Here is a 19,780-nt window from a genome sequence, read left to right on the forward strand (position 1 = left end):
ATGGCTTCCCCAGCTCCCCCAGCTTCCCCAGCTCCCCCAGCTCCCCCAGCTTCCCCAGCTCCCCCTGCTCCCTCCACCAGACTTATTCAGCAGATCCTAATTAGGTAACGGCTTCCAGCGCCACCTCTAGCGCCCGTTCTTTTTGGGGATCAGCGCCTTGGGCGTATTCTGGAGAGAAGGGAACCAGGATATCCGGTGTTACTCCTTTCCCTTCGAGTCGTTCGTCTCCATTCACGTAGACATCAGCGACGGCGACGTAAAGCAAGCTACCATCTGACATGAGAAATGCACGCCCCGCTACCACAGCGCCAGGGGTTGGCGTACCAACAACGGGTCCGATATCGAATTTCTGGAAACCATAAGCCAGAATTTCTTTAGCACTGCGGCTTCCTTCGTTGACAATCATGACGACAGGTTTATTCCAGCCGGCGTAGTGAGTATATGGCGTGCCATCCCGGGAAATAGCGGTTAAGCTGAGATTTGGAGCGGTGTAGATGTTCAGGGCGGTGAGGGGTGAACCTCCCCATCCATCTCTTAAGTCTACGACTAAAGTGTCTGCTTGTTTGAGACGACCATAGATTAGTTTTTCCTCAAGCTGTTCTTGATATTCATCACTGGCGTAAGACCAGATATGAATATAACCGATTTTTTTACCCTGTTGTTCAATTATCTCCGTGCTGGCGTCCATGGCGTCGAGATACATGGTGGTTGTATCCAGCAATTTAGGGGTGACGGTGATTTCTTGCTGACTGTTGGGATTTTGCGATCGCTGAATTAGGATTGGCACAGGAGTACCTGCTTGATCGGCAAAGGATTCAATGGGTTGGAATGGGCGATTATCCACACTCAGGATGCGATCGCCTACCTTTAATCCGGCTTTAGCGGCTGGACTTCTTTCTAGAATGGCGCTGATAAAGGTTTGGTTGTCGATAGTTTTGGTAACTATACCAATGCCAGTATATTCTATTTTGCCATTGGGAAAGAAGGGTTTGAGTTGCTGGCGTAAGTCGGGGTTTCTAGGCGCAAAGATTCCTAAGACTTGGTAGTAGGCGGGTTGGTTGGGGATGTAGAGGTGGGTGTGAGAGGTGTTGAGTTCAGAAAGCATTTGATTGATTAGGGTTGCGGCGGCTTCCCTGGATTGGGTTTGGCGGATTTGGGGTTCATATTCGTCTTTAATGGTTTGCCAGTTGACGCCGTTAAAGTTGGGGTCATAAAAGTTATCGTTGACGGTTTGCCAAACTTGGTTAAAGAGTTCAGTTGGGGGAGTGGTTGGTGTGGAATGGAGGGGAGAATTGAGCCAGTTAAGTAGGATGATACAGAGGCTGATTAGGGTGGTGATAATTAGGCGGTGATTTCGAGAAAGGCGAAATAGTTTCATAGTTGAGAGTGGGAGATATAAGCCATGAATTCAACACAAATCAAGCTCGTTTAGTGCTATTTAGATTAATTATACAATTTCCGATAAAACCCGCCCATCAATTTCCAAAACATAAGTTATGGCGAAAAGATTGGGGAGATAAATTCTCTCAATTGAATAGTTAGCAATAGATTGTCGGGGTTTGATGGGCGCAAGGCTTGCGCCCCTACAAAGTTAATGCGATTAAACACTTAGCCTAAAATATTATGGTAAAGCTTGGTTAGTGCTGTTTAGATTGATTATACAATTTCTTGCGATCGCGCTTTGTTTTTAGGGTTGAGAGGCGGGAGGGTTGGCTTTTTTAACGCAGAGGAACGCAGAGGGAAAGCGCAGAGGTTCGCAGAGGGGTTGGCGGTGAGGAAAGTTTCTGATATCAATGTAGGGGCGGGTTTTATGGTTATCGTCTTTTTTTACCCGGATGTTAGTAAACCCGCCCTTTTACAAGGTGTTATTGAGTTAACGCAGTAGTTGGGCGGAGTGGTTACAGTATCAGATTGGTGAGTTGTTCAGGACTAAGATTTATCGCTGTCTTCATTTTTACTTGAAGTGAAGCTTGTTATATCCTTACCTTCAAGAATTGTTCCTTGAAGATTGGCTCCATTAAGATTTACTTCTGAAAGAATCACACCATCTAAAATTGCATCGTGTAGATTCGCTCCGCTAAGATTTACTTCTCGCAAGGTCGCCTTTTTAAAATTTACTCTGCTAAGATTGGCTCCACTAAGATTGACCTGTTGAAGATTAGCTCTGCTCAGATTTGCGCCTTTAAGATTGGCTCCAATAAGATTTACTTGCTGAAGATTAGCTTCCTCAAGATCTGCTTTTTCAAGAGTTGCTTTTTTCAGGTTTACCATGTAAAAATTAGCACTCCAAAGTGCGGCTATTTTGAAGCTTGTATTATGAAAATCCGCCTCGAAAAGCTGTGTATAAAAAAGAAAACATTCGTTCAAATTCAAAAAATTCATGCATTTCATCGCCAGTACCTTTTCCAAAGATAACCTATTGAGTTGTAGCCTTGATATCCATATTGCAAAAGAACCTGGAGACGGCCAATTAATATCTGATATTTCCCTCGTCACTCTCGCGCAAGCATTTAATATAGCCAATAATGCTTCCTCTGCATTTCGCGCCTGTCGCATTTCTTCCTGAAAATTCGGTCGAGGATTTAAACCCTCCATTGGCATTCCCTGACGCAGCATAAACTCAATCAAACGACATAATGTTTTCTGCCAATCGCGAACCTCTGATAAATCCTGTAAACGCATTTCATCACAGACGAATTTAAACAGGTATTCATCCATCGCTGATAAACCGCAGAGAGTCGCCCACCTGACTAAAGCATCTCGTTCATCACAACCTTTGCGAAAATTACGCTTACGTTCTTCTAAATCTTCATGAATAAGCCGAACTCCTTCAACAATACGTTTTGCTGTCAGATATTCCCCAAAGCTTTTATGGGTAAACTCAAAGGTTTTCTCTCTATCTCGTACCTCTCCACTTTCCCGAAAGTAAAAAGCAGTCAGCAAACGAGTGATACTGGCTCTTGAGTCTTCTTGTAAGGTGGCTTGAAAGCGATCTAAAATCTGTCTGAGTCCACTGTTATCGCAATGATCCTCGATTTCTTTTACATTGGTTGTCCTACCATCTCCATGCCAGCAAGCCAGGGCAATTTCCTCAAGAATTGCGATAAACTCGTATTTTTCAATCCCCTCAGTCAAACGATAGCCGTGCTTTTCATACCCTCGCTCGTAAACAGCATCTAGTAAATCAGCATAGATTTCATTCAGATTTGTCTCTTTCGAGAATCGCAGCTTATCCCGTTCAAAGCTTAATGCTACTAAATAATTCAATAATGGCTGTGCTGTAATCTCAAACAAGTTATCCTTGTCTAATTCTGGCGGTAAACCATCATAATGCTTGTCTTTTGCCTGACCATAAGACTGCCACCAAAGCTGGCGTTGATCCTCCTCAAGCAAATTTTGATCATCAATATATTTGTGGTTATCTCTTTCTTTTTTGGTCACAAAATAGGGCAGAAGATACAGAAGTTGACGCGGTTTGCGAAATTTGCTGCGGTTCGCCTGTACCACGACTTCCCGCCCCGTAATCACAACCTGTAAGCGAAGATGCTGATTATTAAAGCGGGCAACTTCTAGCCGGACTTCTTCAACAAACTCTTTAGCCGTTTGTTCGGCAATTTTACCCTGCATCGATAGCTCATCTAAGCCATCAAAGATAATCAGTAATCGCGATTCCCCATTTTCTCTGTCCAAGGGATTGTGAGACAAGAATCCTTCAATCTGGACAAACTCCCCTACCGCTTTTACTAAGTCATCCGATACTTTAAATAAGTGGAGGGGAATAAATAGAACTGGAATTTCTCCCTTTTCCGCCTGTTGTGCGGCAAAGATTTTAGCAAAGGATGACTTACCACTTCCGGGTCCTCCACTGATTAAGCGAATCGCATCATCCGCTGCAGCATTCTGTAACCAGGTTTCTAGTTCACTATTGAGATCTACAATAACTCGCTCATAGTCTTTACTTTCTATAATCCCTCGTTCTAATTTCTTCTCCGATTGTCCCGCCACCTCTCGCTCATAGTAAGCGCGTAATGGCACATAAACTTGTTTGAGGCTGAACGCTTCCCAAAATATCGGTTCATCCACCCGCTTTTGCAGCAATGCGCGATACCGTAGCCATCCTTGTTCTCTTCTTGTGGCTTGAGTGAAGGGTGTATCCAGAACTTCTTTTAAGGCAATATAATCTTGGGAATGCTTAACCCATTGGTCATTTAGGGCGAAGACAAAGTAAGCGGGAAGACGACTACTGATCATTTCCGCTTCAACCTTTTTCTCCACATACGCCTCTAACCACTGAGCAAACCCCGTCTTCGCTTCTTGCACAATCGGCAAGTTTTGGGGACGCTGGAAAAAGTCGGGGTCAAGGATTAACTCGTTACTGGTTAACGATGCATTGAGGTGGTTGTACAATTCTGTCAGATTATCGGGTTTTTGGATGAGAAGTCCCCTATTTTCGTGTAACAAGTCTTGCATCGCTTGCATCAGGGAACGCACAATTAGCAATCCGGCAATTTCTCCGGGTTTTGCTTCTAATCCCAGGTTTTCGAGAACCTCAACGCCACTCTCCGCCAAGTCATCCCATTTAAGAAACGCGCCGTTAATGGCGGCTTTACCCAATGAGGTGAATAAACCCTTGGGATTGGCTTTTATCGCTTTTTTCCAGACTGAAACAGGCTTTTCGACTTTAATTCCCGGTTCCCCTGCCATAAAATTAATGGATGAAAGATTGTGCTGTTTCTAGCCTAACTAACTTTTTCAGAAACCCCCTTTTTGCCTTGGCGAGGAGGAAGTTGCAGCTACACAAACTTTCGTCCGCCTGCGCGGACTAGACTATTTCCTCCGACTACTGACAGCAAAGATTACTGACAAGGCGTTAACTGAGCCAAGCGCAAGGCAATTTCATCAATCGCCCCAACTAATACCTGTCCCGACTGAGATGGTTGATTCACCATAATGCTAAACAAAATCGTCCCATAATAGGGATGTTCCAAATACCCAGACAGGCTTCTCACTCCTCGTAATGTCCCCGTTTTCGCCCGAATTCTGCCTTGAGTTTCAGGTAACTGCAAGCGATTTCTCAGGGTTCCATTCACACCGGCAACGGGTAAGGAACGATAAAATAAATCATTACCCTTGGCATACATCATCGCTTTTAATGTCGCGATTAATGCTTGCGGCGTGGCTACATTCTGCCGGGATAAACCTGAGCCATCAACTTGACGAAAACTATTCGGGTCAACACCTAAGGGTGCTAAAATCTGCTTCACGGCAGAAGGTCCACCAATGTAACGTAGTAGGCTATCCGCATAGCTGTTACTGCTTCTCTGGTTGGTTACTGTCACCCATTCATCTAACGATTTCGATTGAATTAAGGCTTGGGAATCCAGCCTTTGTAAAGCGGCGGCGGTGGTAAAGAGTTTGTTATTGGATGCGGGGATAAGAAATTGATTGGCGTTGTGGCTGTAGGAAATCCCAGGATTCGATACCGATTCCACGACAATCCCCCATTTACCCCCCGCTAAATTGGGACGATTAATGATTGAGTCGATATAAAATCCCAAAAAATCTGGACAAACGCCACTTGTTCGACGTTCTGGAGGCGGAACAAAGATTTCAATCGAGTCGGCGCTTTTAGTTAAATTAGCCGCCGTTGTCGCCCTCGCGATGCTGGGAGTCATGACATTACCCATCGCCATCACACCGACGGTGAGCATGGCTAGGGACTGCTTCTGCCAAGGATTCATTGGTTTCATCGTCTGCAAGCCTTTACAATCTGGGCATCGTGAGAGAGCATGAGCAAAGCGCGATCGCTAATTGAGCAAGATAACATGATGCGGCTCATTGCGGCGCGATAAGTCAGCTCCGTAGGTGAGCGTAAATAGTGGTCAGTTATCAGTGGTCAGTAATTGGCTGATAACTGATAACTGATAACTGGTAACTGATAGACGTAGCCGTCTACGTCTCTACACCACTCCATCAATTGCCAGGAATTATCCCTGAACACTGAACACCTTAGAACCCCGGGGACAGGGATTATGTTCCCGTCATTTTGATTTCTGTGGTTGTTTTACTGGCTCAAAACGTTGTCATCAGGACGGTTTACCGTTTTTTTGGCAACCTGCGCGGTTCGTAGTAGGCGCTGTCTTCGCTATCTAATCTAATTGTGCAGGGGTGCTGAGGTGTAGGGATGTTTTACCGATAATGCTACCTTATCCTGTTCTCTGTTCCCTGTCTAATGACGAATCACCACTTCTACACAAAAATAAACATAATTGAATGTAATCTCTTAAAAATTAAACATTCTTTAAAATCAAATCATTGACAAATCCACAAAAACGTGGATTAAAATCAATCTTGCCAATGAATTGAACCTGTATTATAGTTGGGAGTCCTGGCATTATCATTGCTTGCTTGATTTGACTAATTCAATCGGTTGGAGAGCCAAACAGAATGGCAAAGTATTTTTTAATTGAATCGAGGAGTTCCTTTGATTCAACCCAAGTGAGTCAAAATTATCAGTTGGCATCAGATTTAGCCAATGCTGGAAATGAAACCACCTTGTTTCTGGTAGAAAATGGCGTATTAGCCGCTCGTGCTTCGGTAGCGAATGGTTTAGCCAATCTCAACACTGTCAACGTATTGGCAGATGATTTTTCTCTGAGAGAACGCGGTATCTCACAGACAGAACTAAGCGATGGCGTGCAAGTGGCTAGTATTGCGGCTGTGGTTGATGCCATGGCTCAAGGACAAAAAACGATTTGGCTGTAACTGAAGATAAGTAAAAAATGAGTACCAAAACCTTAACCTTTTCGATTATGGATAGTCCTTTTGAACAAGCAAGGACAACCACGGCGTTTCGGATGATTCATGAGGCAATTGAGCGAGGGTATAATGTGAATGTTTTTGCTTATGAAGGGGCAGTATCTTTAGCCTTTGCTCATCAAAAACCCCACGCGAATGCGGTTCATGGTAGAGGCGTGGAGGAAGAAGATCATCCCTTAACCAAAGATTGGATTGCCGCACTCCAGGAAAAAGCGAAAGCAAAGGGGTGTCAATTAGATTGGATTAATTGCGGGCTTTGTGTGGATGAACGAGGGGTAGAAGATGCGATTGATGGCTGTCGTCGTGGTGCGCCGAGTGATTTATGGAAATGGGCGAGTGAGTCGGATGGAACGTTAATTATTGCGACGAAATAGGAAGGATTAGGGATAGTAAGATGAAAGCGTTACAAATAGTTGAATCCGCTTATCGCTGTACGATTGAAGAACAAGATGATCCCTCGGTTTGGATTTCTCAAGCGATGAAAGCTGCCGGTGCTGATTTAGATATTTTGTTGAGGGGAAATGCGGTGAATTATGCCGTGAGTGGGCAAGATGCGTCTGGACTTATGTTTGGGGATAAACCACAAACCCAGCCACCTAAACTGGATCAAGATTTGCGGCGGGCAATCGAGAAGGGAATTACGGTTTATATTGTGGTAGATGATGTGAAATCTCGTGGGATTCCTGAAGGAAAAATGATTAACGGTTTGACTCACGTTGCCTGTCAGGATTTGCCCGGGTTATTTGGGAATTACGATCAAATCTGGCATTGGTAAAAATAATGCTGGGGGCAATATAGCGGTTAAGATACATCCGCCTTGTAGAGACGTTGCATGCAACGTCTCTACAAAGGTGCTCTCTCAGAGACGTTGACGGTTAAGTTTGTTGAGTTGCCATTTGTGCCTCAGAAATCCAGGCGGCGTGGAAACCGTAAGGAACGCGCTGAGGCATGAGTATTCGTGCCACTGGTTCATTGGTAAACTTTTGAGCATCAATGACCCATAATTCAGACCGTTTTTCTACAGCATCCCAAATCATCGTCAGCAACCAGCCATCATCCTCAGCTGTTCCACCCGGACGAGGGGCAAAGGCACTATCACCGCCAAACCGTCCCCGACCAAATTCATGAATCTGAGAGCTACCTGTTTCTACGTCATACTTAATTAGACCGTCTAATAAGAGTCGGGGTCTCATATAGGTTGCCTGTCGGGAAGCGTACATATACCGTGTTTTCCGACCCGTAAAATCATCATTGATGCGCGGAAATTCTGTGGCGACATCAAGATCATTGAGAAGTTCCTCTTTCACCGCACCCGTTACTAAATTAATCCGGTAGCGATACATGCGGAAATGTTCAAATTCAGTGTCCCCACCTTCACCATTATCTTCTTGAGGAATAAACAGATAGGTATCAGGTGTGCGGGTGGACAGGAGTACCACTTCATCCCCTTCTTCCCAAGCGTTACCAACGTGGTAGAGCATAGAGGTAGAAATCTTAAACCAGCGGATTGTCCGGTTATCGCCATGGCGGGGTAGGATACCAATGCGGCTGGGGTTTTGAGCCTCGAATTTAATCGGTAGCTGACCCAACATAATTCGCATGGGGCGAAATGTCAGGGGCATATCCAGAAACAGCGTATAGTTTTCGGTAATGGCAAAATCATGCATCATCACCGGGGCGGGAATATCAATCGGTACTGTTCGCAACAGTTCGCCTTCTTTGGAAACGACGCTGTATTCCAGGTAAGGGGGAGCAATGGGGGCAAAACCGAATACAATCATTTCACCCGTCACGGCGTCAACTTTGGGGTGTGCCGTAAACGTGGAAGCGAGTTTGTCGTTAAAAGTATACACGCCAACCGTTTCTAAGTCAGGAAGTCGGATTTGATAGGGGGCGCCAGCTTCCCACAGCGCCAGTAGTTTACCTGCGTGCCACACACAGGCGGTGTTGGCGGTATTCTTCATCATCAAACCGTGAGGGGAATCAAACCGAGGTAGGTTCAGCAGTCCGGGCCAAATGGATTTCCCGGCGGCTTTCTCTTGGAAAAACCCTTCGGTTTGGATGTAGCGGTTACGGTAGCTAGCTTTGCCATTGCTAATGTGAACGCCGTGCAGCATTCCATCCCCGTCTAACCAATGGTGGAGTCCAATGGGGGGAAATTGAGGGTTAGGACCATTGCGAAGAAACATCCCCGAAAGTTCCTGAGGAAGTTCGCCAATGACGGTTAAATTATCGGCAGTCACTTCTTGTTTGACTGGGGCAAAGTTGTCCGTCAAATAAAAATCTGCCATATCCTCAGCGAGGGCTTTGACGTTTGCCGTCAGGCTGAGGCGACTCAGGATTCCGTAAGGAACCCGCGCATAGTAACCCGCACCTTTGGCTACGTCACTAGCGATTGATGAGCGCTCCATTTGTAGGACGTTAGCCAAGAATTCGTTATCCATTAAAACGCTCATGAAGCGCTGCTGAAGCGTATTGGGGCGAGTCCCAGATGGGGCGGTGGTGGCGAGGCTTAGTGATTTTATCAGTTCCTGTTCTTGTTCGTCTAACGCTCCTTCAGAATACATGAGGGCGTTGAAAGCTTCATATAGTTCCTGAAAATCTTCCTCGCTGGGATAATTTCCTAAATAAGCTTTTAACCAGCGATAACACTCATCACGCGGTACGGGCTGGTTATTTGATAATAAGGATTTAATTTCTGGATCGTCTGTCAATCCTTTTTCATTTGCCACTCGCTGCAAAAATTCGAGTTCTTTCGGTTCGAGTACCCCATCAATCCAAGCAACCCCAATCAGGAGTTTTAGCAACTGCCGCTCATTTTTGAGCCACTCTTCCTTGTTTGCCAGAAAGGTGGAGCGGGGAATGGGTACATCAAAATATTCATCCGTACTTGCATCTGGACGAACGTTTTTCTCACTGGTGTATACAATTTTGGCACGATCCGGTGTTTGGACAACAATATATAAGTCGGGATTGCCTTCAAACCGTTCAAACAGGCTTTGGAAATCTGCGTCTGTATAGGTAATTTCAAATTGTCCCTGACTATTGGTTTTCACATATCCCAAGTTATCGCTCTTGACGATATCTTTATCAAAGGCTTCGACTATTAGGTTAGGAATCCCTAAACCACTTTCGGATTCGTAAACTCGTCCAGTGACTTTGAATGACATAAAAGGCTCCTGATTACTCTCAAATGAAACATTATTGATGAGCCAGTTTGATTAATCGGTCTACCATCCGTAGGATTCTTGCGACCCTATCCTCCGGGACAGTGGCAATCAATGGCTCAAGGGTCAGCTCTGTTATCTTGACATGCTTGTTAATATACATCCTTAACAGACCTTTTTGTGGATTTCTACCTAAACGTTGGATAGCTTCATCACTACAAATTATCTATTTTGTCAAAACACTCCTTTGTTCTTTACAAAAATACATGCATTAAAGGTGCGATCGCGTCTGCACCATGTCTTGAGAAAATGCGGCTCAAGCGACGCTAAAGCAAGGGGTTGAGCTTGGCGAAAAACTAAAATACTGCAAATTGGATACAAAAAATCTTTAACATAAGGCTGAAACGACGTAACTTCCTCAGTAATTGCGAATACTTCTCACCAATTTCTCACCAGTTAATTTCTGTTAAGTGACAAAAAGCTAATTGAAATTGTAGAGAACGAAAAGTTTTAATTATTGGTAATGTCTAAAACAATAACCTCAATAGCACCAAAACAACTAAAATAACTCCAATTAAAATAGCCGTCCCCACCATCAAATTACCAATCTCATCCACCGTCCCCCGAATCCCCCTAACCATTCGCCCTAAATTCAAGGGAAACCTAACTAATACCTGCAACGGAAGCGGTAACTGGTGCAATTCAAAACTATATCCAGGAGTGCGCCTTGCTTCTACCTCAAACCGCGCCTTAACCCAATTTATATCTCGCCTCTGCTGACGTGCTTCCCATAGTAAACTTCCAGCTAACTGCAATAAAAAGGGATGAGTACCCCCCAACTGCTTTGCCAATTTCTGATCCTGGGGACTCAATGCGGCTTGTCCCTCCTTTCCCTGAGTATCCGATAAACTCACTAATTCCCACGCCTCCTCTTCCCGCAATTCTCCCAACGCCAACACCTGACTCAACTTAAAAAATGGCGAGGTGAGACGATACCGATGCTGGTAATATTCCAACTTTCGGGGAGACGCCACCACCACCATCAACGCGCCACTATCGATTAGCGATCGCAGGTTATCAAAGAATCCATCATCAAAGTCCCGATAATGGCGCATCAGCACTTCAAAGTCATCTAAACAGAGTACCGCTAACACCCCTTGGCGTTTCCAATGTCCCATGGCGCTACTAAATGCCAAGCGGTTAAACTGTTGAACCCTCAGCGCCTCAACTAACCCCGGTTGACGCTGCACTTGGGGATGATTCCACAACACTCGCCCAACTACCTGATAAAATCCTTCTTCCCCATGAGACTGGGGATTTTGCAGCGAAAGATAAACGCTAATAAACCGATGGGGTTGAGAAAGGTACTCCTGATACGTTTGACAAAAATGATAGAGAAGCCAGGATTTGCCAATTCGTCTGCGCCCCACTACATTCAAGCTACCCGGTAGGACACCTGTCATCTGAGAGACAATCCGTTGCAACTCCTCTTGGCGTCCCACAAAAAATCGGGAGTCCGCGATCGTTACACCGACTATAAATGGACAAGACGGTTGCACTGAACTCATGAATCAGAGGAAAATGACTCGACAAGCATACTCAACAGTTATCATTTTCTTCTACCTTGCCACCTTGACCCTTACCTTCTCTCCCTCTGCTTTGGAGACTTTTTATCCTAGCCGAAACTTAACATGACCAAAAAAATTAGGCAATTCATCCCACCCCCCTAGCAGGAATGAGACGAATTGCCGATGATGAGTGTCAAAGCACTCACTGATCAATCCGTACAGTCTGGCTCGGTCAGCGGCTTGGAGCCGCAACTACAGCCTTTTCTACGGGAGCCTCAAGCACCCGCAGACTGGGAAATAGAAAATGGTTTTCCTCAACATATTGAGCGCCAAATAAACCTTTTTCTGCCCAGAAATAACGGTCTGTCGTATGCTCATTTCGCTTAACTAGTAGCAAAGCAGGCGGAATAATCCCGGCTGATTGAATATATTTACGTGCTGCTGTAACCGGTTTATCTTCACCGCTTTCTATATTATACTGAGGCACATGCTCTAGGATTTTGCGCCCCTCTTGGCGGCGGCGACTCTTGCGCTTACGTCTTCTTGCCAACCTCTTTACCTCCTCTTTTTGCCGACAGTTGTAATGCTAGTTACAAAAGCCGTCGCAAGTATATCTGCTTGAGTCTGAAATATCAATATCTTTTTATGCTCTGATAGATATACCTAAAATGTCTCAAGACTAAGTAAAAAAAAGGGTTTGAGCGATGATCCCGCCCCAATCACTACCATAAAATTTAATTTTTCGTTAAAAAACTTCACAAAGAACCCCTAGAGAGGCTCCAGAGGCAGGGGGGCAGAGGGGCAGAGGTGCAGGGGGGAGATGAGGAAGTGGTGCAGGGGGGAGATGAGGAAGTGGTGAGTTAACCAGAGAAGCCAACACTATACATGATCCTGTTCCCTGTGAAGAGTTCTCTATTCCCCATTTCATCTTATATCCTTGGGGCGATAGCCAGTTGTGTCAATTGTTCGACATTATAGAAAAGGAACCTTTGCTGAGTTCTGTTGTAAAAGCCCTCTGCTGGTGATCACGCAATCCTCATGTTCATTCCTGCTAGTTCAGAATTTGTCGCCTTGTGTCAATCACAGGTCGGAGTCCTCACTCAAAGTCTAGGCGCGGCGTTGAGTGCGGTATATTTAACAACAGATGAGCTAGACGAAGCCGCGCAACCTAAACTGATTCCGGTAGTAGTCTATCCAGAAGCGGCAATCTGGGAAGAGGACGATGCTGAGTTAGCATTGCCCGATCGCATCAGTTCACTGGACACAATTCCCCGCCTTGCTGAAGCTGTACCTCACCTTTTACCTCTACCCTGTGACGATCACCCTATCCCAGATTCCACCTCACTTTATCAGGACAACTATCCCTTATCTCAAGGACGGCAAATAGTTTTGCCCCTGATCCATGAAGGGGTAGTCATGGGATTATTAGTGACAAGTCGCGAGGATCGACCGTGGAATGACAAAGAACAAACCGCGATTGAACGCATAGCTGGGACATTGACACTTGCCTACTTAATGGATCGGCGTCGGGCTTGGTTTGAGCAGGAATGGACTCAGCAACGCCGTCTACAGGCACAGCAAAGGGATCGGCTTGATGATATCCTGCATCAATTTCGCAATCCTTTAACCGCATTGCGAACCTTTGGCAAGCTGCTACTCAATCGACTGCAACCCGATGATCAAAATCATAACGTTGCAGCTAGTATTGTGCGGGAGAGCGATCGCTTGAAAGATTTATTGCAAGATTTTGACGAGTGCTTAGATCAGGATGCACCGACAAGTGAACCCCTAACCTTACCCGCGTTAGCTAGCGCGGCGACTTGTCCACTCCCTGAACCCGACGAGAATGGGAAAATAGCTTCTGTCGTTAACTCAGAACCGGATACAGACGCACCAGCCATTCCTCTGCTTCCGGGCAAAACCCTAATTGTCGAGTCGTTCACCGTCACTGAAGTATTAGAACCCCTGCTCATTTCCGCCCAAGCGATCGCAGGAGAACGTGATTTAGAATTACGCTATTCGATTCCCCAAAACTTACCCCCTGTTCGGGCTAATGCTAAGGCGTTACGAGAAGTCTTGAATAATTTAATTGACAATGCCTTAAAATACACGCCAGCCGGGGGACAAATTGATGTGGAAGCAGGTGTGGCTCAACCCGATGATGAGACGAGGACAATGGTAGGAATTGCGATTACTGACACGGGTTTGGGGATTGTGCCCCAAGACATCGAGCATTTATTTGAGCGGCGTTATCGGGGAATACAAGCCAACACAGGGATTCCAGGGAGTGGTTTAGGGTTAGCGATCGCCAAAGCACTGATTGAACAAATGCAGGGTCAAATCGAGGTATTTAGTCCGGCGCAGTCACTGTGGAAACAATCTCAGTTAGACGCCGCGATTCAAAGTTCGGGGGAGGAGTCAAGCCAGGGAACAACCTTTGTGGTTTGGTTACCCATTCATGAATCATGAAGTAAAAAAACACCGAAAACACCTATCTGGAAAGCCACACATCGTTAACGTGTAGAGACGTAGCATGCTACGTCTCTACACTATGGTGATCTAGTTGGCGCTGATGACTAAGTTATTATCTAGTTTGAGATCCAAATCGGTATCCGGTTGAATCACAATCAGATCAACACTGTTGCGACCGAGGAAGCGCTGGATTAAGCTTAACGCTACACCAGAGCCCGCACCAATCAACAGTTCTTCCGTCGCGATCGCTCGATCTCCTGTTACCGCCGAAATCGCCGCCGCCGCCGCTGTACCAAGTGCAGCATTTTTGAGCAGAGTACCTGTATTACTACCTTGACTTATTGTTTCTGTTGTGGTGATAACTTCAGACGAAGCATCAATATTCATCTGCTTACCATTCATCACTAGTTTCTCGGCGATAAATTGAGCGCCACCATTGGTCGAACGCAACGTACCCACAACCTCACTACCCGCAGGAATCAGCACCTTGTTATCAGAGGTTGTGATATTAGCATCAACTGTTAACGTCAAGGGTAATTGTTCGTCTTCTTGGGCAATTAAAATTTTCTCTCGGATGTACTTAACTGGAATAGTTGTACCCGCAGGAATCGTGAAATTTTGAACAACAGGCGTCGGATCAGCTACGTACTGAGAACTGACAACTTGCGCTTGATTTTCACTCACTAGGGCTTGGTAAATAAATGCAGCGACTTCAGCACGACTAGCATTCCGCTGGGGATTTAACGATTTAACGTTCGGATAATTCACCACCAAGCGTTCTTCTGTAGCGGCGGCTATTGGCGTCCGCGCCCAACTAGAAATGCTAGACGCATCATTGTAGTAACTTAATACATTGGTTGAATTCGCGGCATAATTTAAGCCATTTGCCAATGAAACTAAGGCTTGTTCACGAGGAATATTTTGTTCGGGTCTAAAAACATTACCCGGATAACCCGTTAAAAATCCCGTTTTATAAGCATCTTGGATCGCAGAATACGCCCAGTATCTTGAAGGAACATCGACAAAATTCGTTGCTCCCCGTTGATTGGCTTTATTAAAGGCTTGATTTGCCTTACGCAGCATAGCCGCAAACTGGGCGCGAGTTACGGGAGCATCAGGTCGGAATGTGCCATCCGGAAAACCGGAAATAATATCCCGTTGTGCTAATTCTGTAATAAAGTCTTCAGCCCAGTAGCTAGAAGAAACATCTGAGAAACTTGTGGTTTGGGCAAGCGCTGATGCACCTGTAACGAAGGGAGCGATCGCACCAGCCGTTAATCCAAGGGCTAAAAATGCAGCGGTTCCAGATTGCCAGGGAAGAAAGTTAGACATAAAAGGCGTTCTCCAACACAAATCGTCTTGTTAAATAACTAGACCGTTTAGGATTCCAGATGTTCCTAAAATTTTCCAACCTATTAATTGGATAAACTTTAGCAAAAAAATGTTCTCGTGGTCACTGTATTTGGGAACATTTTAAAAGATAATGACGATCATTAAGGACAATTAGTTTCCGATAAAAAAAAACCCTACCGACTCTTAGGGTAAAGGAGAAAAGATGGGGGAAATGGTGCAGACAAGGCTCCAGCGCTCCAAGGCTTCAAGGGAAAAAGGGGGCAAGGTAAAGGGAATGATGAGTGACCAGAAGGACTTGAGTCAACACTCTACCTGATCCTGTTCCCCATTCCCCGTTCCCTATTCCCTGTTCCTTAAGGACGAATGACAAAGGACAAAGGACTAAGTTTGCTGGTCAATCCAACGGTGGTAGAGCTTTTGAATGGCTTTAAGCACATTATTCTGAGTGGACTTGGGGGAAGTCTGGGCGGGATCGAGAAGCTGTAAGCGAGTGAGAAGTTTAGCTTCCTCAGTATCCACATCGCCATCGCTGTAAATTAAGGCACTAATCGCTTCAATCAAGCCCTGATAATCCTCTTGGCTAGGATGATCACCCAAATACTCTTGCACCCATCTATAACACTGGTTACTAGACACCGATTTGAGTTCATTCAACAGGGGTCGAATGTCTGGATCTTCATCCACACCGGATTGCTGGGCGACTCGGCGCAGATACTCCCGTTCCTCTGGCTGAATTCGACCATCTATCCAAGCCGCACCAATCAGAATCTTCACAAGCTGTTTGACATGAGAGTCTGTAACCATGACGTTTTTCTACAAAGAACTTCTGCTCTATCTATATCAGAACTGTTCCCAAAAATGCGCTTAGACGTTCTAATCTTTACTAATGAGCAGGAAACAGGGAATGGCTATCCATAACAAAGGACAAAGGACATAAGACATAAGGCTAATCTCCTATATTCTTCAATCTCACCATAAAAAAGCCATCCATCTGATGCTGATGGGGTAAGACTTTCAGCCCGCCTTGAGGGGTAGAAAAAGCGGAGAGTGTCGGCGGGGGTGCATCGGTACACCAGTGGGGATGACGTTCAAGAAAGGCTTGAATCACGGCTTCATTTTCCTGGGTATGCAAGGTACAGGTGGCGTAAACTAGCACGCCTCCAGGTTTAACCCAGGTAGCTGTCTGAGTTAATAGTTCGCCTTGCAGTACAGAAAGTTCCTGAACTCTGGCTGGAGTACAACGCCAACGGATATCAGGGCGACGGTGCAGTGTCCCTAAGCCAGAACAGGGGGCGTCGAGTAAGACAGCATCGGCTGTCTGGGTAAATTGGGGGAAATCGCGGCTATCGCCTGTGCAGATTTGAATGGATTGTAATTGTAGCCGTTGGGTATTGGCTTGGAGTTTTTTCAGGCGAGAAGCGGCTTGATCACATGCCCAGATTGTACCGCGATCGCACATGAGTTCAGCCAGATGAGTTGTTTTACCTCCTGGAGCAGCACAGGCGTCAATGACAACATCATTCGGTTGGGGATTGAGTAAATGACTCACCAGTTGAGCGCTACTATCTTGAATTGTCCACCATCCCTCGTTGAATCCAGGAAGCTTTTGTATTGAACCTGTACTTCCTTTTAGGCGTAAGGCTTGGGGAAGCTGGGGAAGGCGCTGAACTTGAACACCTGCGGCTTGCATCGCTGTCTCTACAGTATCGATAGAAGCTTTCAAGGGATTGATCCGCAAGTCAAGGGTTGGCGGTTGGTTGAACCATTGGCAAAGGGCTTCTGTTTCCTCGATTCCCAGTTGATTTAACCACACTTCGATTATCCAATCGGGAAAACTATAGAGAGTACCCAGGCGCTGGATGGGGTGGGGGGGTAACTGCAAGGGATCATAGGATTGGGGATTGGATTTCAGACGTGCGTACTGTCGCAGCACCCCATTAACTACCCCAGCTAATCCTTTTAATTGATTGGCTTTAGCCAGTTCCACGCTGGTATTAACGGCGGAGTAAGGGGGAATGCGTTGCAGATAGCGTAATTGGTATAAGCCCAGATGCAGAATTAGGCGCAAGTCGGGGGGCTGCTGGTGGGCTTTTTTCTTACCCAGTTGGTCAATTAAGGCATCAAGGGTGCGGGCTTGTCTGGTAGTACCATAGACTAAATCAGTTAACAAAGCGCGATCGGCACGGTTGAGAGTAGCGTTACGAAGCACTCGATCTAATGCAATATCTGTAAATGCACCGTGGCTGTGGACATCTCGTAGGGCGAGGAATGCAAGTTGGCGAGGATTTGCCATAATCACTTGAAGCACTGTCATTAACGATGGGACAGTCTAGTATAAGAAGACAGAAGGCTCCAGGGTTGCCACATCTTAATTGTAGTACAAAGGTTCTAAATTTAAAAGAGCAAGTGCGATCGCGTCTCCGGTGGCTTCGACAATAGCGATCGCATTTGAAAACAAGCCACAATGACGATATAACCTTAACTCCTGTGACCGTCTAGTTATCGTCACGTCATCCCAGGAATCATGAACAACTCCTCACCCACACCATCAACTCCCCGCCCTCGCTATCATAAGATGCGAGAACTAGGGCGAAATCGTGCTGGTGGACGCATCACCTACTTGGCAAAGGATAATAAAACCCAGCAACCCGTTGTGATTAAGCGATTTTTGTTTGCTCAGGCGGGTTCAGATTGGTCAGGTTTCAAAGCCTATCAACGAGAAATCCAACTCTTGCAGGGACTCGATCACGTCGGTATTCCCTGATATCTGGATTCCTTTGAAACCAAAGCCGGATTTTGTATGATCCAGGAGTACAAAAAAGCGACGCTTGATTAAACCCTAAGCAAAATGGTTTTGAATTTGGATGAGGTATTGGGGATTTTTGCGTTGGTTGCGACAGTTTATATCCCCCCAACCCCCCTTCAAAAGGGGGGCTTTTTGAGGATAGCAGTATACACATCGATTAAGACCAGCGAACTGTTGTAGAGACGTTGCCTGCAACGTCTCTACCAGGCGTTGCCTGCTTCAAAACCAACCCCGACAGAACACCTTATTTGCCAAATCCCTTACCGCGATTTTCCGAGGGTAAACAGAGACAATTTTCAAGCTGCTGGTACAACTTATCATGGTCTAAATCTTGACCAATCAGCACCAATTGATTTTTCTTCTCCCCTTTCCACCGATCATCTTCAATGTTAAACCGCTTACCACTGAGGTGGAAAATGTGGCGATTTGGACTTTCATTAAACCAGAGAATTCCCTTAGCCCGGAAAATATTCGTTGTCAGTTGATTGTCCAGGAAATATTGAAACTTCCGAATATTGAAAGGTTTATCACTCTGGAAGGAAATCGAGGTAAACCCATCATTTTCTAAGTGATGGGAGTGATCATGATCGTGGTGATGCTCATGATCGTGATGCTCATGCTCACAATCATGGTCATGGTGATGCTCATGCTCGTGATGATCATGGTCATGCTCCGACGACTCATCAAAATACCGATCTGACTCAAACAACCCTACACTTAAAATCAGCGGTAATGGCACTTGGGATTGAGTGGTGCGAATAATCCTCGCCCCTTCTTTAATTTCGCGAATTCTTACCTCTAAGGCGTCTACATCACCTTCATCAACTAAGTCGATTTTATTGAGTAGAATGATATCGCCGTAAGCAATTTGGCTATATGCCGCTTCGCTATTGAATAGATCCAAACTAAAATTCTCACAGTCTACCGTTGTGACAATTGAATCTAGGCGAGTCATGTCTCGCAGTTCTGTTCCCAGAAACGTGAGGGCGACGGGTAGGGGATCTGCTAATCCTGTGGTTTCTACCACCAGATAATCCACCTTGTCTTCCCGTTCGAGCACCTTGTAAACGGCATTGACTAAATCTTCATTAATGGTGCAGCAAATACAACCATTACTCAGTTCCACCATGTCATCCCCGGTGGTAACAATGAGTTCATTATCAATGCCGATTTCCCCAAACTCATTGACTAAAACGGCAGTCTTGACACCTTCTTGGTTGCTCAAGATATGATTAAGCAGCGTAGTTTTGCCGCTACCGAGAAATCCTGTAATAATCGTCACAGGTAAGCCATGTTTCGGAGCGTCCAAGGTTGGGTCGGATGCAGACTGAGTTGTGATTGATTGCATAAGGCGCTATGTTGAACTGTCTTTAAACGTCAGAATTTGACATCCTCCCCACCCTCCTGAGCCTGCAAAGGATCTGCTGAGGGTAGGGATTCCCATCATTACTGATGGGGTTTCCTGGCTCGTCGAGCAACCTTACTCCTTTGGGTTTCCCCACAAGAGCAGGGGGTCATCTCATCCCCAGGCGTAACTTTCCGTCTGCCCGACGGTAGTTGTGCAAGACCTCGCAACGCTTTCATCAAAATATTGA

At 45.7% G+C, this 19,780-nt stretch carries 16 protein-coding genes; 5 read left to right on the forward strand and 11 right to left on the reverse strand.

Annotated features, from left to right (window positions below; all coding sequences use genetic code 11):
• Window positions 1-100 precede the first annotated feature (100 nt).
• The 3 genes from RID09_RS06675 to RID09_RS06685 form a co-directional block, all read right to left on the reverse strand.
• Window positions 101-1,378 carry a S41 family peptidase gene (locus RID09_RS06675; protein WP_446335163.1) on the reverse strand — a complete coding sequence of 426 codons (1,278 nt, stop codon included), beginning with the start codon at window positions 1,376-1,378 and terminating at the stop codon, window positions 101-103.
• Window positions 1,379-1,929: 551 nt separating this feature from the next.
• Window positions 1,930-4,704, reverse strand: a complete 2,775-nt coding sequence (locus RID09_RS06680; RefSeq protein WP_446335164.1) for a pentapeptide repeat-containing protein — start codon at window positions 4,702-4,704, stop codon at window positions 1,930-1,932.
• A gap of 152 nt (window positions 4,705-4,856) precedes the next feature.
• The gene (locus tag RID09_RS06685) at window positions 4,857-5,750 is read right to left on the reverse strand and encodes a D-alanyl-D-alanine carboxypeptidase (protein WP_446335165.1); all 894 of its coding nucleotides are present in this window, start codon (window positions 5,748-5,750) and stop codon (window positions 4,857-4,859) included.
• 697 nt (window positions 5,751-6,447) lie between these two features.
• On the opposite strand from RID09_RS06685, the gene RID09_RS06690 reads away from it, so the two are divergent.
• The 3 genes from RID09_RS06690 to RID09_RS06700 are packed head-to-tail and all read left to right on the forward strand — an operon-like array spanning window position 6,448 to window position 7,594.
• Entirely contained in the window at window positions 6,448-6,765 is a 318-nt protein-coding gene (locus tag RID09_RS06690; protein ID WP_446335166.1) for a DsrH/TusB family sulfur metabolism protein, read from the forward strand.
• A gap of 17 nt (window positions 6,766-6,782) precedes the next feature.
• Complete coding sequence (locus RID09_RS06695) at window positions 6,783-7,193, forward strand: DsrE/DsrF/TusD sulfur relay family protein (RefSeq protein WP_446335167.1); 411 nt, start codon at window positions 6,783-6,785, stop codon at window positions 7,191-7,193.
• 20 nt (window positions 7,194-7,213) lie between these two features.
• Entirely contained in the window at window positions 7,214-7,594 is a 381-nt protein-coding gene (locus RID09_RS06700; protein WP_446335168.1) for a hypothetical protein, read from the forward strand.
• A gap of 100 nt (window positions 7,595-7,694) precedes the next feature.
• Here the strand turns inward: RID09_RS06700 and RID09_RS06705 are convergent, their stop codons facing one another.
• The 3 genes from RID09_RS06705 to RID09_RS06715 all read right to left on the reverse strand — a co-directional run bounded on the left by RID09_RS06705 (window position 7,695) and on the right by RID09_RS06715 (window position 12,104).
• Complete coding sequence (locus RID09_RS06705; protein ID WP_446335169.1) at window positions 7,695-9,989, reverse strand: carotenoid oxygenase family protein; 2,295 nt, start codon at window positions 9,987-9,989, stop codon at window positions 7,695-7,697.
• 524 nt (window positions 9,990-10,513) lie between these two features.
• Entirely contained in the window at window positions 10,514-11,554 is a 1,041-nt protein-coding gene (locus tag RID09_RS06710) for an ATP-binding protein (protein WP_446335170.1), read from the reverse strand.
• A gap of 232 nt (window positions 11,555-11,786) precedes the next feature.
• Window positions 11,787-12,104 (reverse strand): DUF3155 domain-containing protein, encoded by a 318-nt coding sequence (locus tag RID09_RS06715; RefSeq protein ID WP_446335171.1) that lies wholly within the window; start codon window positions 12,102-12,104, stop codon window positions 11,787-11,789.
• A gap of 488 nt (window positions 12,105-12,592) precedes the next feature.
• On the opposite strand from RID09_RS06715, the gene RID09_RS06720 reads away from it, so the two are divergent.
• The gene (locus RID09_RS06720; protein ID WP_446335172.1) at window positions 12,593-14,023 is read left to right on the forward strand and encodes a GAF domain-containing sensor histidine kinase; all 1,431 of its coding nucleotides are present in this window, start codon (window positions 12,593-12,595) and stop codon (window positions 14,021-14,023) included.
• Window positions 14,024-14,113: 90 nt separating this feature from the next.
• Here RID09_RS06720 and RID09_RS06725 read toward each other — a convergent pair whose 3' ends face one another.
• The 4 genes from RID09_RS06725 to RID09_RS06740 all read right to left on the reverse strand — a co-directional run bounded on the left by RID09_RS06725 (window position 14,114) and on the right by RID09_RS06740 (window position 17,888).
• A complete protein-coding gene (locus RID09_RS06725) occupies window positions 14,114-15,358 on the reverse strand; it encodes an S-layer homology domain-containing protein (protein WP_446335173.1) in 1,245 nt (414 codons plus the stop codon).
• A gap of 402 nt (window positions 15,359-15,760) precedes the next feature.
• Window positions 15,761-16,183, reverse strand: coding sequence for a tellurite resistance TerB family protein (locus RID09_RS06730; protein ID WP_446335174.1), 423 nt, complete (start codon window positions 16,181-16,183; stop codon window positions 15,761-15,763).
• A 142-nt stretch (window positions 16,184-16,325) separates the two neighbouring features.
• Window positions 16,326-17,672 (reverse strand): 16S rRNA (cytosine(967)-C(5))-methyltransferase, encoded by a 1,347-nt coding sequence (locus tag RID09_RS06735; protein WP_446335175.1) that lies wholly within the window; start codon window positions 17,670-17,672, stop codon window positions 16,326-16,328.
• A gap of 75 nt (window positions 17,673-17,747) precedes the next feature.
• Entirely contained in the window at window positions 17,748-17,888 is a 141-nt protein-coding gene (locus tag RID09_RS06740; RefSeq protein ID WP_446335176.1) for a hypothetical protein, read from the reverse strand.
• A gap of 15 nt (window positions 17,889-17,903) precedes the next feature.
• Here RID09_RS06740 and RID09_RS06745 point away from each other — a divergent pair, with 15 nt between their 5' ends.
• Window positions 17,904-18,143, forward strand: a complete 240-nt coding sequence (locus RID09_RS06745) for a hypothetical protein (RefSeq protein WP_446335177.1) — start codon at window positions 17,904-17,906, stop codon at window positions 18,141-18,143.
• Window positions 18,144-18,429: 286 nt separating this feature from the next.
• On the opposite strand, the gene RID09_RS06750 is transcribed toward RID09_RS06745, so the two are convergent.
• Complete coding sequence (locus RID09_RS06750) at window positions 18,430-19,533, reverse strand: CobW family GTP-binding protein (protein WP_446335178.1); 1,104 nt, start codon at window positions 19,531-19,533, stop codon at window positions 18,430-18,432.
• Window positions 19,534-19,780 lie beyond the last annotated feature (247 nt).

The organism is Coleofasciculus sp. G1-WW12-02 (assembly GCF_040219735.1).
Taxonomy (GTDB): domain Bacteria; phylum Cyanobacteriota; class Cyanobacteriia; order Cyanobacteriales; family Coleofasciculaceae; genus Coleofasciculus.